Raw genomic sequence first — 14,009 nt, 5'->3', positions numbered from 1 at the left:
AGATGTGTATAAGAGACAGCCCCGCATCTCCCCCTCCCCTCATCATCCTCCTCACCTCCGGCGATCCCCTCTTCTTTGGACTGGGACGCTTACTTTTGGCTCACTTTCCGGCTGCACAACTCACTTTCCATCCCCATCTCAGTTCAGTCCAACTCGCCTTTAGTCGGTTGAAACGACCCTGGCAAGAGGCGCGACTGATTAGCGTTCATGGACGATCGCTCGATGCCCTGATCCAAGCCTTGCAACAAGGCAGTGATCAACTCGCCGTCTTAACGGATGGTACGAATACACCAACGGCGATCGCAGCGTTAGTTGATTCCCTTAATTTGCCCAGTCGCTATCAAATTTGGGTGTGTGAAAATTTAGGTGGCAACGACGAACGCATCACTGAACTGTCTCACCATCAGCAGATTGAACAATCCTTTGCGCCATTAAATGTAGTGGTGTTACTCCGGCAAACGGCTGTTGTATCCTCTCCACCGTTAGACCAACTGCCACTTTTGGGATTACTCGATCGCGACTTCCTCAGCTTCAGCGATCGCCCTGGACTGATGACTAAACGGGAAGTCCGCATTCTGGCGTTAGGCGAACTGGCACTACACCCTAACCAAGTGGTTTGGGACATTGGGGCAGGTACAGGTTCCGTCTCTGCGGAAATGGCTCGCCTCTGTCCAAGTTCTCAGGTTTACGCGATCGAAAAAACAACGGCTGGCATCACGTTAATTCAGCAAAATTGTCAGCGCTTACAAGTATCAAATGTGATTGCCATTCATGGCTCTGCTCCAAATGTCTTAGAGCCACTGCCAACTCCCGATCGCATTTTTATTGGTGGTAGTGGCGGCAACTTAACCGCGATTTTGGATACCTGCGGCGATCGCCTCTCACCTCACGGTCGGATTGTCCTGGCACTCGCCACCCTGCAACATTTAGGGACAACTTTATCCTGGTTAGATCAGCACCCTGGTTGGAACCATCAGTTACTCCAGGTACAACTCTCGCGGTCAGTCGCGATCGCGAACCTCACTCGCTTTGCCCCCTTGAATCCAGTCACGTTAGTTGTCATCGAGCGGTGATGAGGGAGATAGGGAAATGAGGAAGATAGGGAGGTGACTGAGTTACTGAGCGAAGGCAAGCACTCCTCCTGTGAGCAGCATCAAAAGGAGTCCAATTCCACCCGCTAGTGGCTTGCCAGCTAATCCAGTGAGCCATGCGGAGCCCTGCCCCGTATATTGAATGATGTCAGCCGTATCCAAACTGGCAATGCCCCAAATCCACCCGGCATGAAGTCCACAGGCAATCCCCAAGCTACCGTGATCGATCCAGCGAGCCAGAACGAGTACCATACCCATCAACCAGAGTCCTGGGAGTTGAGGGACGATCGCGCGACCTTCCCACACAAGATGTAACAGGGCAAAGATCAAGCTAGATAAACCAGCGGCTAACCAGGGTAGATAATCTTGCTGTAACTGATTCAAGACAAAGCCGCGAAAGATCAGTTCCTCCGTAAAACTTACCCAAAGTCCTAACAATAAAGTTGGGAGTAGCGCTGCTTGCAGGTTAGCCCAACGATCGGGATTCCAGGTTAGCCAACCAACCCATTGCTGTAATCCAAATAGGGCGATTAATCCCAAAATACTGATCGAGAATCCTATGCCCACTGATTGCAAAAATGCCAGATTCCAGGTGATGCCATAGGCAGAAAATGGGACGACTGTTAGCTGAGCCGCCAGCCATAAAACCAGTGGGGCGATCGCATAAAGAGAAGCCACCAGGGGTAATTTTTGCTGTAGGGTTAAGACCTGCGAGGGTCGCCATTTGATCACAATTGCTATCGGGATGGCGATCGGTAGCCACATCAGAACCCAGACAACAAAAAACAAGGCAATTTGCCAGAGAGCCGATAATGCTGTAACGGGGTGAGCGAAGAAATAGTATGCTCCCAAAACTGCCATTTGTGATTCGGGGAGGAGATATGGGGGCTGTGATCAGTTGATTGGGATGATGAGAAATTCTTCGATAAAAATTTCTCATCATCTTTCATCCTGCTGTTTAATTTTGTCACGAATCTATGGCTGTCATCAGCCTGGAACCGCTCTGCCCATCTCCTGGTTTTGACAGCGCTATGATGGAACACTTAGAGTTCCTTAGATGTTCAGCTCGGAAGAGTTTGCTTGAGTTCAACGTTACCGATGATCGGCTCACTCTAGGTGGGGAATGAACCAGCCAGATCGCTCTTTCACAACCTAACGCGGTTGACGATCGCCGCACTACAGACAAGCACGAATTGAACTGGAGGTGAATAGGGGATGTACGCTCAGAAGCGAGCGCAAATGTGCCAACAATCGATCTATTCTAATGAAGCGCCATTATCATCGCTATCATCGACATCCAGTTGAATTAACCGAATGTGCTTATAACCAAGTTTGATCTCAAACTCATCTCCTGGCTTTAATCCCATCGCCTGGGTATAAGCAGCCCCGATGACAATCTGACCATTCTTATGGACACTAACTCGATAGGTTGGTTCCCGTCCACGTCCATCCTTGGTGCCTTCTGGATTCAGGGGAATTCCCTTCGCTACCAACAAGGCATCATAAAAATCAGTCAGGTTAACACGAGTCTGGTTATTCTTTGTGAGGGTGTAGTAACCACAACGTTTGGCTGTTTCTCGTCGTGGTAAGTGTGACAGTTCTTTTACTTTTTGAAGTAAAGCTTTTCCTGTCAATGGAGTCGTTGGGGTTTCAGTCATCTCTCTACAAATATCCTGAAAACTTCAGGGCGAAGAATAGCCGCTTAAGGATATACCTAGCATTATTAAAAATATATCCTTAAATTCCTGGATTTTAGCAATTAGCTATCTAGAAATTCTATCATTTGTATTTTTGATTCTAAATTCACATTACTTGTTAATCACAACACCAACTCAATCATCACTATCAGGAAGAATGTGAGTCTGCTAGAGGAATGATCAGGGATCACCGATACCAAGCAGGATTGACCGAACAGCAACGCCAAAACTGCGATCGCCAACAGGCAGGCTACTATTAAGATTATTAAAATAAATATAAAGTTGTGGGTTTAATTCAGCGAAATTAATGGCGTAGCTAGTTTCCAAAGTCAGGTTAGCCGTTCTCCTGAACGAACGAACTGTAACAAAATGTCGTTAAGGTAGATACTCACTTGGGGACGATCGCCCGGATGTTTCTCAGTGGAGCCGTCGGTTAGAATCAGGATATTCGGGTGGACTGATAGTGAGTATTCGCTAACCCTCTATACATCTTTCTAGATCTATTGGGGTCAAGTCACAAAAAGGCTTTTTTGCCAAAGTTTTCTTTGCACCCGAATTAAAGGTTGATCACTTCTTCAGGTTTGACGAGAAACCCTATTCAGAATGCAAATTATCTTTAAAGTTATTCGGCAAGATCCCACAACGGCACTCAGAATTCAGGCGTATGCGCTGGATGTTGATCCCAGTAATACCATTTTGGATTGTTTGAACCAGATTAAGTGGGAGCAAGATGGGACATTAGCGTTTCGCAAGAATTGTCGCAATACAATTTGTGGCAGTTGTTCAATGCGAATCAATGGACGATCGGCATTAGCCTGTAAAGAAAATGTGGGTAGTGAACTGAAGCGGCTAGAGCAGTCATCGCCAAATAGCGATACTATACCGGAAATCACCGTGGCTCCGATGGGCAATATGCCTGTCATTAAGGATCTGGTCGTCGATATGCAAAGTTTTTGGCGCAACTTAAAGGCGATCGATCCCTATGTCAGTACCGCCGCTCGGCAGGTTCCAGAACGCGAATTTCTGCAAACCCCCGAAGAACGATCGCGATTAAATCAAAGTGGCAATTGCATCCTCTGTGGTGCCTGTTATTCCGAATGTAATGCCCGAGAATTTGATCCCTCCTTTGTGGGGCCCCATGCTTTAGCCAAAGCTTACCGTATGGTGGCAGATACACGGGATGCCGAAACTGAAAATCGCCTGGAAGCTTATAACCAGGGAACGGCAGGTGTGTGGGGCTGTACGCGTTGCTATTACTGCAATGCCGTCTGTCCAATGGAAGTGGCACCGCTCGATCAAATCGGCAAAATTAAAAACTATATTTTGCAGCGCAAAGACGACCAAGCCAGTCGATCGATACGTCACCGCAAAGTTCTGATTGAACTGGTGAAACAAGGAGGATGGATTGACGAACGCTTGTTTGGACTCAAAGTAGTTGGCAATTCCTTCCGCGATCTACGGGGCATTCTCAGCTTAGCTCCCTTAGGGGTACGCATGATTGCCCGTCGTAAGTTTCCCGGTCGGTTTGAAGCCTCTGAGGGCACAGCTACAGTGCGATCGTTGATTGAGTCAGTCAAGGGCTTAGATCAGCCCCTTCAGTTCGAGTTAGCATCAGATACGCCCGAACCTGTAGGAGGTTAATCATGAGTACCAAGACTACCCCAAAGTCCTCTCCATCCACGACTGAACCCGCTAATCAACCCGAACCTGCCTTTGGTTGGACTGCCTATGCCGAGCAAATTAACGGACGCTTTGCCATGCTCGGATTTTTGGGATTAATTCTGATTGAGGTACTCACAAAACAAGGGTTGCTTGCCTGGTTAGGCTTACGGTAGCCAACCCTGCCCTCTCCCCAGGGAGAGGGAATCAGCGTTCTAGCGCCCTTCTCCATAGGAGAAGGGTTGGGGATGAGGGCAAAGAGGTTAACAGTTTTACAGGTTATTTAATCCAAGCTCCTAAGCACTGGTGAGGAAGTGCATCACATCGCCCTCTGCCACCACATATTCCTTGCCTTCACTGCGGACTAAGCCTTTATCCTTCGCCGCCTTCATAGAACCATTAGCGACTAGATCCGCATAGGCGATCGTTTCGGCCCGAATAAAACAGCGCTCAAAATCAGAGTGAATCACCCCAGCCGCTTGGGGCGCTAACATACCCGCATGAATCGTCCAGGCGCGGGTTTCTTTGGGACCCGTGGTGAAGTAGGTACGCAGACCCAACAATTCATAGGTGGCACGAATCAGGGATTTTAGCCCCCCTTCGGTCACCCCTAAGGACTCTAGAAAATCTCCCTGTTCGGCGGCGGGTAAATCAATCAGTTCCGACTCCACTTGGGCAGAAACCACCACAACCTGAGCATTCTCGGTTGCCGCGATCGCGCGAACCTGCTCCACCCACTCATTTCCCGTTGCCAGGTCATCCTCCGAAACATTGGTGACATAAATAATCGGTTTGCGGGTCAGTAGCCCCAATGGTTTAATCACCAGTTCTTCTTCGTCCTTCAGTTCGACCGATCGCGCTGGTTTGCCTTCATTCAGAACGGGCATCAGCTTTTCCAGGGCTTCCACTTCAATTTGAATTTCTTTGTTGCCTCTGGCTTGCTTACGGGCGCGATCGAGGCGCTTTTCAATCTGTCCTAAATCCGCCAATGCCAATTCCAGGTTGATCACTTCAATGTCGCGGATCGGATCAACGGAACCAGACACATGAATAATGTCATCATTCTCAAAACAGCGCACCACATGGGCGATCGCGTCCACTTCCCGAATATTGGCAAGAAACTGGTTGCCCAATCCCTCGCCTTTACTTGCCCCCTTCACCAACCCAGCAATATCGACAAACTCCACCCGCGCTGGAATAATTTCAGCCGACTTGGAGATATCCGCTAACACCTGTAGGCGCGAATCCGGGACTGCCACCACTCCAGTATTCGGTTCGATCGTGCAGAACGGGAAGTTGGCAGCAGTTGCCTTGGCATTCGCCACCAGGGCATTAAATAAAGTTGATTTTCCGACGTTGGGCAGTCCAACAATTCCAGCTCTTAACATGGATTTCCGCTCTCAGGTTGACCCGTAATAAACAAGACTCCGCCCGATCGACGGAGTGCATGGCAACCTCTATTGTAAATTTTGGCTTCACAAATTTGGCATCGTCTAGGGAACTGTCTGGGGAATTGGTGCCGGGACGGGTTGCGGAATCGGAGCAGGCACAGGTTCGGGAGCAGGACCGGGAATCGGTTCGGGCACTGGGCCGGGGACGGGTTCAGGCACCGGGTTAGGGTTGGGTAAAGGATCGGGAGTGGGTAGGGGTGGGTCAGGCGTGTAAATCATCATGGCGAATCACTGCATATCACCCTACCAGCCTAAATAGCCACACTCCGGCTGACATCTGTCCAAATAGCGACCTTGAGAGAGAAGTTATCTTTGATATCCATGAATTGCCAGCAAACTCACCGTGGGAACCGTCCCAAGCGGGGTCAAATCCGTTAAAGTGTTCCAAAGGTTAATTTAACTTCCAGTGAATCGTGGCTTAAATCAGATCCAGAATTGAGTTATGGGTAGGGGCGAACCCGGATTTGCGCGTACTACCTAATTAGGAAGTTAATCATGCCCTGATCTTTCATCTTGAGCGAACTACGTTCTATGCCCTGGACTCGGATTCTCAGTGGAGTTGTTGCGATCGTTGTTGCCCTAACCATGATTGTGTTAGGCGGTTGGTATTTCACGATCGGCTTCGGCATCATTATTTATTTAGGACAGTTAGAGTATTTTCAGCTTGCTAGAGCCAAGGGAATCGCTCCAGCCGCTAAAACCACCCTGGCAGTCAGTCAAGCATTATTAATCATTGCCAATTTGTCACCCACGCTGGCAGATGCGATTTTCCCCGTTGCCGGGACATTCATCTGTTTTTATCTATTATTTCAGCCCAAATTCGCCACGATCGCGGATATTTCCGCCTCCATCATGGGCTTATTTTATGGTGGCTATTTGCCGAGCTACTGGGTCAGATTGCGATCGCTCGGTCAAGCTGAGGTCAGTAACCTACCGCTCAATGGCTTCTTGCCCCAGGATTGGCTCAACTTGAGTGCTTACCCGCAGGGGCTAACCACTGTTCTGTTAGCCTTTCTCTGTATTTGGGCGGCGGATATTGGCGCCTATCTGTTTGGTAAATCCTTTGGTCGGACTCGCCTATCAGATATCAGTCCCAAAAAGACGGTTGAAGGAGCAGTCTTCGGCGTTACAGCGAGTATTGCCGTGGCAATCTCTGGTTCCTGGTATTTGGATTGGTCGGGTTGGCCCGCGACCGGAGCTGCCCTAGGCTTACTGATTGGCATGGCCAGCCTATTAGGCGATTTAACAGAATCCATGATGAAACGGGATGCTGGGGTCAAAGATTCGGGTCAACTGATTCCCGGTCATGGTGGCATTCTCGATCGAGCGGATAGCTACGTGTTTACGGCTCCACTGGTGTTCTACTTTGTCACCTTGATTCTGCCACTGCTACCCCAGTGAATGGCTTCAACAAAATAGGGCGAACAACCTGCTCGCCCTACTAAGTCGCACTCTTCCGTTTAGCAGTTAGTTAGACGCGATCGGCGGTTCCGCGATTTCGTCATGACCATAGTGCACCGTCTTGACCCACTTCAGGCGCTTGGGTCGCACTGCCATCCGCGCAGTCGTACTCGCCACCACCGGAAACCAGTGAAACATATAGAGCACACCATAGAGTGCCTGAAACAGATGGGCAAGCACACTAAACCGAGATTCCGGAGGTAGAGACGGCGTAAAGGACTTAGAAGCACTGGTCGCCGCGATCGCTCGTTCTGCCCGTCGAACTCGTCGCACTCCAAATAGCATCCCAAAAATTGAGAGGGTGACAGTCAGGCTGGCGATCGGTCCGTAAATTAACGGACTATTGCGGAGCACTGCCATCAGTAAGTCAGGAATGGCGGCGGTGGGTAGAAAATATTGGGTAATCCAGAACATGATCAGATCAAGGGTTTTGGAAGTGCCCATCCGGTTCCGCACCAACGGTTGCCAGTAGTCCAGATACCGTTGATAGCCCCCTTCTGCCCAGCGATTGCGTTGATGCCACAGGGCGATCGCCTGAGTCACACCCTCCTCTTGCACCGCCGGAATCGTTGTACACTCAATATCCCAGCGATGTAAATGCAGCCGAATCGTTAGATCTAAGTCATCGGTAATGGTTTCTTCATTCCAACCGCCGCAGCTTTCCAGAGCCGTTCGCCGGACAAATTGACCATTGCCACGCAGTTCCCCAATCCCCCCGATCGCAATCCGTTGTTGCTGAAAGTAGGCATCCAGGGACATTTCCAGAATTTGCCCCCGAATCCACAGATTTCTAGGCGGATTGGCGATCGCTTTGCGAACCTGAACTGCTCCTAATGTCTCGCGGCGAAACAGAGGGAGAATGCGCCGCAGGAGATCCGGTTGCACCTGGGCATCGGCATCAAACACCCCAATAATGTCGCCTTTTAACAAGGGCAAAACCTGATTCAACGCCCCAGATTTACCCCCACTCGCTCCCGCCGGACGATGGAACACCCGCAGTTGTTTGTACTCTTGGGTCAACTGTTCTAACACTTTGGGCGTTTGATCGGTACTGGAATCGTCAATCACCCAAAGTTCATAACAATCGCTGGGGTAATCCAGGTTGCACAGCAATTTGACCAGCCGACCAATCACCGCTTCCTCGTTTTTTGCCGCCACCAGCAGGGATACCTGAGGTAACTTGCCTTCCGCATCGGGTGACAGCGGTTCGGGCGGGGGGAGGGGACGGGCAAACAAAATCCGCACCGCATGGATGCCCATCAGCGTCGTTAGCCCCAGAATGAACCAGGAACCCCAGGTAGAAAGATGCAGGGCGATCGTGCCACTCCAAATCACCACTAAGGCAACGGCTGCCCGACGACGGCGGCTCCCCGTGCGATAAGGTTTATTCTCCGGGGGGTCATCCATCTCAGGCAAAGCAGACAGGTCAGCGAGTAGGGCACTAAGCGGTTCTAGCTCGTTGTAAGAATCGTTTCCGGGCAAGGAACTCTCCGGCATAGGTTACTTGATTTAACCACCAATACTTGTCTAAACCCTTGAAGAAGCTAGGAATCAGATAACACCAAACGGTGCAACCCTCACACACCGAGAGCTTACCCTGCGACTGACGATAGCTTTCAACAACTTCTGATTCCTTGTACAGGTCGTATAGACGACCGTTAATGGGAACTCCGGTTTGAGCAAAGTGGTAGCAGGGTAGCAGCAACTCATCATGAGGTGAAATCGCAATGACCGCGTCCACCGCTTTACAGCGAGGATTATTGGTGTCGTTGCCACCTGCTTCAATAAAGGCGAGTGCAGCTTTATTGTAACCAAGATTGTCGTACTGTTTGGCAGCCGTCTCGATCGCGGTCACCATATCCGGAGTCGGGTTTTTCTTAGAGTTATAGTTGCTGTGCGCGGTGAAAGCGGGATTCAACCAAATTCGTGCCCCCAGCTTTAGCCCTAATTCCGCCACTTCCCCAATCCGGTTGTAGTTCTGAGCCGTAACCGTATGATTCAATACCGGGTACTCACCGAGGGCATGAGCAATTTCGACCGATTCGACTAAGGTATCAAAAATTTTTACGCCTCTCGACTGATCGTGGGTTTCAGCATCCGCACCATCCAGCGAGAAATTGAGAAAATCGACCAACCCTTGCATTTCCTTCGCCCGCTTGGGGTACAGGATGGTGTTGGTGGTCATGCTGGTCATGAACCCCTGGCGTTTAGCCTCAGCAAAAATCTCAGCGACATCCGTTCGTAGTAGCGGTTCACCTCCTGTGAAATCTACATACTTAACATTGAGGCGACGGAGATCCCGCAGATTCTGCTGAATGGTGGCAAAATCGGCTTCCTGTTTTGGTTCTAATGCCCAAATATCGCAAAAGTGACAGCGAGCATTACAGCGGTAGGTGAGGTAATAATTTGCAACCAGAGGTGCCATAGGGTTCTACCGTAAAGTTTTCTCAAAAAACCACAATAAATCTAACAATAAAGTAAAACAAGGGCATCTTTAGAGAGATTTTTGATATTGGTCTTCAGAAAGGTTCGATCCGCCGATCGCCCCGGCAGTGGACGAGCTTTACCCAATGTGTTGCAGATTAATGCAAGATTGCGTCTCTCTCAACATTTTTGGGAATACTGACAATCAGGACAAAACAGGTTGATAGAGCTCTAGATTCGGGGTATCCCTTGAAGCGGCGATCGCCAGTCAGGGTAAGACTCATGGCGCTTGTACTAGCAACATGCAAGCACCAACTAGAATTTCTAGCTGGGAAAGTGTATATTCCCCACACCAGCCTGTTGTCGTCTCAGTTCACTCTACCTTTGTCCTTTCCGATCGACAGAACTATAAGGAAATAGCACATGTCCATCGACAAACTTCAGCCTGCACCGAATCAGCAGGTCGGTGTTTATACTCCTTACTACCCGCAGCAAGCTAAACGATCGCTCTTACCCTATGCCATCAGCCTCTATCAAAAAGGGGTATTTGAAGGCAAACGGAAAATTGAAGGGGGAGAAGGCATTCCCTTTGTAGCAACCTGGAATGTCTCAACGTTACCCGCTGACTTAACCCGTTGCCGGATCCAATTTGATGGCAATACTGAGTTGAGTTATGAGTTAACGTTAGCGAACTTTGAGTTTGTAGATTTCCTGATTGAAGTCATTATGAACTTCAAGCGGTCTCGCCTAACCGATTTTTCGCAAACCTTTTATCGCAAGCTACTGCGGTTGGATGAGTAATTTCTGTTCTATTCATCATTGGTCATTAGTCATTGGCATCAGGCGATTTACACATGACAAATGACCTTTTTATTCTCAATGGATTTACATCCTCTGATCTAAAGATTAAGAGGCTGTTTGAACAGTCAAAATAGCTACCCTAATTGCCGCCCTCCTAGCCCCCCTTCCACGCTGCCGTCCGGCTATATTCTGGGGAACCGGATTCAAAGGTTCTCAGAATTGAGAGTTGGGGGCGGTTCGGATTGTGATTTCAGTACTATCCACCTAATAATTCATCCATACCATCTGGGGGTGGAGAACATGGCTTGCCTCGGCATGGGTTAACCGCCCAATGCCTAAAAATTGGTGATTTTCGTCCTGAACTCGTAGCACTACATCGTTCACGAAATGACTGCTATTTGCGATCGCAATCCGTTGTCCCTGACACCAGCGTTTCGCTTCACTTTCAGGTAAGTTAATTTCAGGTAAATGAGTTAATGGAAATTCGGCTGGAATGCTCTGGAATGTTCCAGCTTGAATCTGAGCTTCTAGCATTTCTAGAGTCAGACTATTACTTAGGTCAAAGCCACTACTAGAAGTCCGTAGTAATTTAGCCAGAGTACCACCTGTTTTTAAGACCTGACCTAAATCCCGCGCGATCGCTCGAATATATGTACCAGAACCACAGATGATCGCCAGATCCAGTTCCGGAAAATCCCCCGATCGCCAGTCCAATAGTTCTATTTTATAAACTTCAATCATGCGAGGTTGCACATTAATTTCAGCTCCAGTTCTTGCCAGATCATATAATCGTTTTCCCTGGACTTGAACCGCACTGTAATTAGGCGGAATTTGCTGAATTTTACCTTGAAATTTTTGTAAAGCTGCCGTCACTGTTTCCAGATTCAAAGTGGTTGAAACAGGCTGCTTCGCTAAAATCTCACCTTCTAAATCATCCGTTGTAGTAATGACTCCCAGTTGAATAGTGGCTTGATATGCCTTATCTGAGGGTAAGTATTGCAGTAGACGGGTAGCTTTTCCTAGCGCGATCGGTAACACACCAGTAGCCGCTGGATCCAGGGTTCCGGCATGTCCAACTCGTTTGAGTTTGAATAACCGCCGAACTTTAGCCACACAATCATGGGATGTAAAGCCTGCGGGTTTATTTAAATTAAGAAATCCGTCCACACAATACCTTTTGAAGTCATGCTGCTATTAATTATACCAGCGTGGTGAAAAGTAGCTTTTCGCTATTGTTGATACTCTAGCGACTGTTTACCGAAAGTGAGGTAATAGTGGTATTCTCAATAGGTTTAGCGATCGTCCCTAATTGTGATGAAAATTGCCACCTGGAATGTTAACTCAATTCGCACCCGTCTAGAGCATGTCAAAAATTGGCTAACAGCGAATCCCGTCGATATTCTTTGCGTTCAAGAAACGAAAGTTGTCGATGAGTTATTTCCTGATTCAGCCTTGACTGAAATGGGCTATCAATCAGTAGTTTCTGGACAGAAAAGCTATAACGGGGTAGCGATTTTTAGCCAGACTGCTATGAGTGAAGTCAGTCGGGGATTCGCTGCTGTTTTAGGAGATACTGTTGCAGATTTAGATGAGCAAAAACGGGTAATTACAGGTGTAGTAAATGGCATTCGGATTGTCAATCTCTATGTGCCTAATGGTTCCGCGATCGGTAGCGATAAATATGCCTATAAATTACGTTGGTTTACTGCGCTGCGAGCTTATCTCACGACCTTATTACAACAATCTGAACAGGTTTTAGTCTGTGGAGACTTTAATGTTGCCCTGGAAGATATTGATATTCACGATCCTAAAGGACGCGAGAAGCAAGTCATGGCAACGGATGCCGAACGCCTAGCTCTGCAACAAGCTGTACTCGATCTTGGGTTAGCCGATGTGTTTCGTAAATTTACACCGGAGGCGGGACATTTTAGCTGGTGGGATTATCGCACTGGAGCGTTTCGTCGGAATGCCGGGTGGCGAATTGACCATATCTATCTCACGCCAGCGTTATACGACTGTGCGATCGCCTGTGAGATTGATCGCACTCCCCGAGAACTAGAGCAACCGAGTGACCACACTCCCGTAATTGTGACTTTAGGCAGTTGGCACTGATCCCCAATTCCTTGTTAGGTTTTAGGAGTCAGCCATCGCAGCATCAACGATTATGTTCTTAGTCACTGGAGCTACTGGCGGATTGGGTCGGCGGATTGTGCGATCGTTGCGGGAGCGAGAGTCTCCTGTGAGAGCATTTGTGCGGCTCTCCTCCCGATATGGAGAATTAGAACACCGGGGAGCCGAGATTGCGATCGGAGATTTGCGACATGAACGAGATATCCAAAAAGCCTGCCAGGGAACGCAATATATTATCAGCGCTCATGGTTCAAACGAGCGATCGGGGGGTGATGCCGAACAAATTGACTATCAAGCTAATATTGACCTGATCGATCAGGCAAAAGCCGTCGGAGTTCAGCATTTTGTGTTTATTTCCGTTTTAGGTGCCGATCGAGGTTACGAAGATGCGCCTGTGTTTAAGGCAAAGTGGGCGGTCGAGAACTATCTGCGTTCCAGTGGCTTAAACTACACCATCCTGCGCCCCTCTGGCTTTGCCTCGAATCTACTACCCCTGGCAGAACGGTTTCGGCAGACTGGATTGTATCTATTGATTGGTGATCCGCAAAATCGATCGTCGATCGTCAGCACTGATGATCTGGCTCGCATTGCCGTCAACTCTGTGACCATTAAAGCAGCTCAGAATCAGGTATTTTCCGTAGGAGGGCCGGAAATCCTCAAGCGAGAGGACATTCCCGAAATTTTTAGCCGCGTACTGCAACGGGAACCAGTCATCATGAATCCGCCACTGTTGGCATTTGATGGATTTAGGGGCGTACTGGGGTTCCTCGCACCAGACCTGAAAACATCCCTGGGGACCTTCCGAACCTTACTGGCTAACGAGTTCTTCTGTACACCCCTGGAGATTGAGCGGCTAGAAACCGTGTTCGACCTGAAATTGGAAACCCTGGAAACTTTCCTCCGTCGCTATCTATCGATCTAACCCACTGGCTGCCAATCTAAAAGGGAATATCATCCTCATCCTCATCCTCATCCGGCTCTGCTATAGGGTGGGGAGAAATTAAGGGACTGGGTGGGACTGGGCTGACCGGGCTGGGCTCAGAGGCGATCACCTCTTCCGGTAAATCATCCAGTTCTGGCTCCAGGTTTAAATCATCGCCAGCCAAGGGACTATCTGCCCCAACCACGTCGTCATCAATATCAACCACCTTACCCGCAAAAAATTCCGCCAGTTGTTTAGCCGCTTGGGTCACGGGATCATCTTGCCAAAATCCTGCTATCGGCGGGGATTCCGGTAGGTCAAATGTGGGAGGGACGGGTGGCTGTCTCTTATACACATCTGACGCTGCCGACGA

At 49.0% G+C, this 14,009-nt stretch carries 14 protein-coding genes and 1 pseudogene; 7 read left to right on the top strand and 8 right to left on the bottom strand.

Annotated elements, in window-relative coordinates:
* The coding region (gene cbiE / locus ACN4EK_RS30965; protein WP_431662295.1) for a precorrin-6y C5,15-methyltransferase (decarboxylating) subunit CbiE at nucleotides 1–1,073 on the top strand (1,073 nt) is incomplete at its 5' end.
* Nucleotides 1,074–1,115: 42 nt separating this feature from the next.
* Here cbiE and ACN4EK_RS30960 read toward each other — a convergent pair.
* Nucleotides 1,116–1,952, bottom strand: coding sequence for a CPBP family intramembrane glutamic endopeptidase (locus tag ACN4EK_RS30960; RefSeq protein ID WP_431662294.1), 837 nt, complete (start codon nucleotides 1,950–1,952; stop codon nucleotides 1,116–1,118).
* A 395-nt stretch (nucleotides 1,953–2,347) separates the two neighbouring features.
* Nucleotides 2,348–2,749, bottom strand: coding sequence for an AbrB family transcriptional regulator (locus tag ACN4EK_RS30955; RefSeq protein ID WP_431662293.1), 402 nt, complete (start codon nucleotides 2,747–2,749; stop codon nucleotides 2,348–2,350).
* Between the two features lie 642 nt (nucleotides 2,750–3,391).
* Here ACN4EK_RS30955 and ACN4EK_RS30950 point away from each other — a divergent pair.
* Together ACN4EK_RS30950 and ACN4EK_RS30945 are read left to right on the top strand one after the other, a co-directional pair.
* Entirely contained in the window at nucleotides 3,392–4,429 is a 1,038-nt protein-coding gene (locus tag ACN4EK_RS30950) for a succinate dehydrogenase/fumarate reductase iron-sulfur subunit (RefSeq protein ID WP_431662292.1), read from the top strand.
* Between the two features lie 2 nt (nucleotides 4,430–4,431).
* Nucleotides 4,432–4,623, top strand: coding sequence for a chlorophyll a/b-binding protein (locus ACN4EK_RS30945; protein ID WP_431662291.1), 192 nt, complete (start codon nucleotides 4,432–4,434; stop codon nucleotides 4,621–4,623).
* Nucleotides 4,624–4,743: 120 nt separating this feature from the next.
* Here the strand turns inward: ACN4EK_RS30945 and ychF are convergent, their stop codons facing one another.
* Nucleotides 4,744–5,835, bottom strand: a complete 1,092-nt coding sequence (gene ychF / locus ACN4EK_RS30940) for a redox-regulated ATPase YchF (protein ID WP_431662290.1) — start codon at nucleotides 5,833–5,835, stop codon at nucleotides 4,744–4,746.
* 105 nt (nucleotides 5,836–5,940) lie between these two features.
* Nucleotides 5,941–6,120 carry a hypothetical protein gene (locus tag ACN4EK_RS30935; RefSeq protein WP_431662289.1) on the bottom strand — a complete coding sequence of 60 codons (180 nt, stop codon included), beginning with the start codon at nucleotides 6,118–6,120 and terminating at the stop codon, nucleotides 5,941–5,943.
* 309 nt (nucleotides 6,121–6,429) lie between these two features.
* On the opposite strand from ACN4EK_RS30935, the gene ACN4EK_RS30930 reads away from it, so the two are divergent.
* On the top strand, nucleotides 6,430–7,299 hold the full coding sequence (locus ACN4EK_RS30930; RefSeq protein WP_431662288.1) for a phosphatidate cytidylyltransferase: 870 nt from the start codon (nucleotides 6,430–6,432) through the stop codon (nucleotides 7,297–7,299).
* A gap of 66 nt (nucleotides 7,300–7,365) precedes the next feature.
* Here ACN4EK_RS30930 and ACN4EK_RS30925 read toward each other — a convergent pair whose 3' ends face one another.
* Together ACN4EK_RS30925 and ACN4EK_RS30920 are read right to left on the bottom strand one after the other, a co-directional pair.
* Nucleotides 7,366–8,856 carry a glycosyltransferase family 2 protein gene (locus tag ACN4EK_RS30925; protein WP_431662287.1) on the bottom strand — a complete coding sequence of 497 codons (1,491 nt, stop codon included), beginning with the start codon at nucleotides 8,854–8,856 and terminating at the stop codon, nucleotides 7,366–7,368.
* Nucleotides 8,801–9,784, bottom strand: a complete 984-nt coding sequence (locus ACN4EK_RS30920) for a radical SAM protein (RefSeq protein ID WP_431662286.1) — start codon at nucleotides 9,782–9,784, stop codon at nucleotides 8,801–8,803. The genes ACN4EK_RS30925 and ACN4EK_RS30920 overlap by 56 nt, the downstream gene beginning before the upstream one ends.
* Before the next feature lie 422 nt (nucleotides 9,785–10,206).
* Here ACN4EK_RS30920 and ebsA point away from each other — a divergent pair, with 422 nt between their 5' ends.
* Entirely contained in the window at nucleotides 10,207–10,584 is a 378-nt protein-coding gene (gene ebsA, locus ACN4EK_RS30915; protein ID WP_431662285.1) for a type IV pilus biogenesis protein EbsA, read from the top strand.
* Between the two features lie 264 nt (nucleotides 10,585–10,848).
* On the opposite strand, the gene truB is transcribed toward ebsA, so the two are convergent.
* Entirely contained in the window at nucleotides 10,849–11,751 is a 903-nt protein-coding gene (gene truB / locus ACN4EK_RS30910; RefSeq protein ID WP_431662284.1) for a tRNA pseudouridine(55) synthase TruB, read from the bottom strand.
* Between the two features lie 147 nt (nucleotides 11,752–11,898).
* On the opposite strand from truB, the gene xth reads away from it, so the two are divergent.
* Both xth and ACN4EK_RS30900 read left to right on the top strand, forming a co-directional pair.
* A complete protein-coding gene (gene xth / locus ACN4EK_RS30905) occupies nucleotides 11,899–12,696 on the top strand; it encodes an exodeoxyribonuclease III (protein ID WP_431662283.1) in 798 nt (265 codons plus the stop codon).
* 52 nt (nucleotides 12,697–12,748) lie between these two features.
* A complete protein-coding gene (locus ACN4EK_RS30900) occupies nucleotides 12,749–13,636 on the top strand; it encodes an SDR family oxidoreductase (RefSeq protein ID WP_431662282.1) in 888 nt (295 codons plus the stop codon).
* 16 nt (nucleotides 13,637–13,652) lie between these two features.
* Here the strand turns inward: ACN4EK_RS30900 and ACN4EK_RS30895 are convergent.
* Nucleotides 13,653–14,009: pseudogene (locus ACN4EK_RS30895) on the bottom strand (hypothetical protein); the annotation flags it as partial.

It is taken from the genome of Pantanalinema rosaneae CENA516 (genome assembly GCF_050753385.1).
Lineage (GTDB): Bacteria > Cyanobacteriota > Cyanobacteriia > Leptolyngbyales > Leptolyngbyaceae > Pantanalinema > Pantanalinema rosaneae.
Note: the sequence above shows the minus strand (reverse complement) of the source record. Positions and strands in the feature narration are given on the sequence as shown.

Excerpts from the sequence above, each read along its gene's own strand:
- ACN4EK_RS30925 (WP_431662287.1), bottom strand. The coding sequence starts at position 8,856 with ATGCCGGAGAGTTCCTTGCCCGGAAACGATTCTTACAACGAGCTAGAA.
- ychF (WP_431662290.1), bottom strand. The coding sequence starts at position 5,835 with ATGTTAAGAGCTGGAATTGTTGGACTGCCCAACGTCGGAAAATCAACT.
- ebsA (WP_431662285.1), top strand. The coding sequence starts at position 10,207 with ATGTCCATCGACAAACTTCAGCCTGCACCGAATCAGCAGGTCGGTGTT.
- ACN4EK_RS30950 (WP_431662292.1), top strand. The coding sequence starts at position 3,392 with ATGCAAATTATCTTTAAAGTTATTCGGCAAGATCCCACAACGGCACTC.
- ACN4EK_RS30930 (WP_431662288.1), top strand. The coding sequence starts at position 6,430 with ATGCCCTGGACTCGGATTCTCAGTGGAGTTGTTGCGATCGTTGTTGCC.
- xth (WP_431662283.1), top strand. The coding sequence starts at position 11,899 with ATGAAAATTGCCACCTGGAATGTTAACTCAATTCGCACCCGTCTAGAG.
- ACN4EK_RS30920 (WP_431662286.1), bottom strand. The coding sequence starts at position 9,784 with ATGGCACCTCTGGTTGCAAATTATTACCTCACCTACCGCTGTAATGCT.
- ACN4EK_RS30935 (WP_431662289.1), bottom strand. The coding sequence starts at position 6,120 with ATGATGATTTACACGCCTGACCCACCCCTACCCACTCCCGATCCTTTA.
- ACN4EK_RS30945 (WP_431662291.1), top strand. The coding sequence starts at position 4,432 with ATGAGTACCAAGACTACCCCAAAGTCCTCTCCATCCACGACTGAACCC.
- ACN4EK_RS30900 (WP_431662282.1), top strand. The coding sequence starts at position 12,749 with ATGTTCTTAGTCACTGGAGCTACTGGCGGATTGGGTCGGCGGATTGTG.
- ACN4EK_RS30960 (WP_431662294.1), bottom strand. The coding sequence starts at position 1,952 with ATGGCAGTTTTGGGAGCATACTATTTCTTCGCTCACCCCGTTACAGCA.
- ACN4EK_RS30955 (WP_431662293.1), bottom strand. The coding sequence starts at position 2,749 with ATGACTGAAACCCCAACGACTCCATTGACAGGAAAAGCTTTACTTCAA.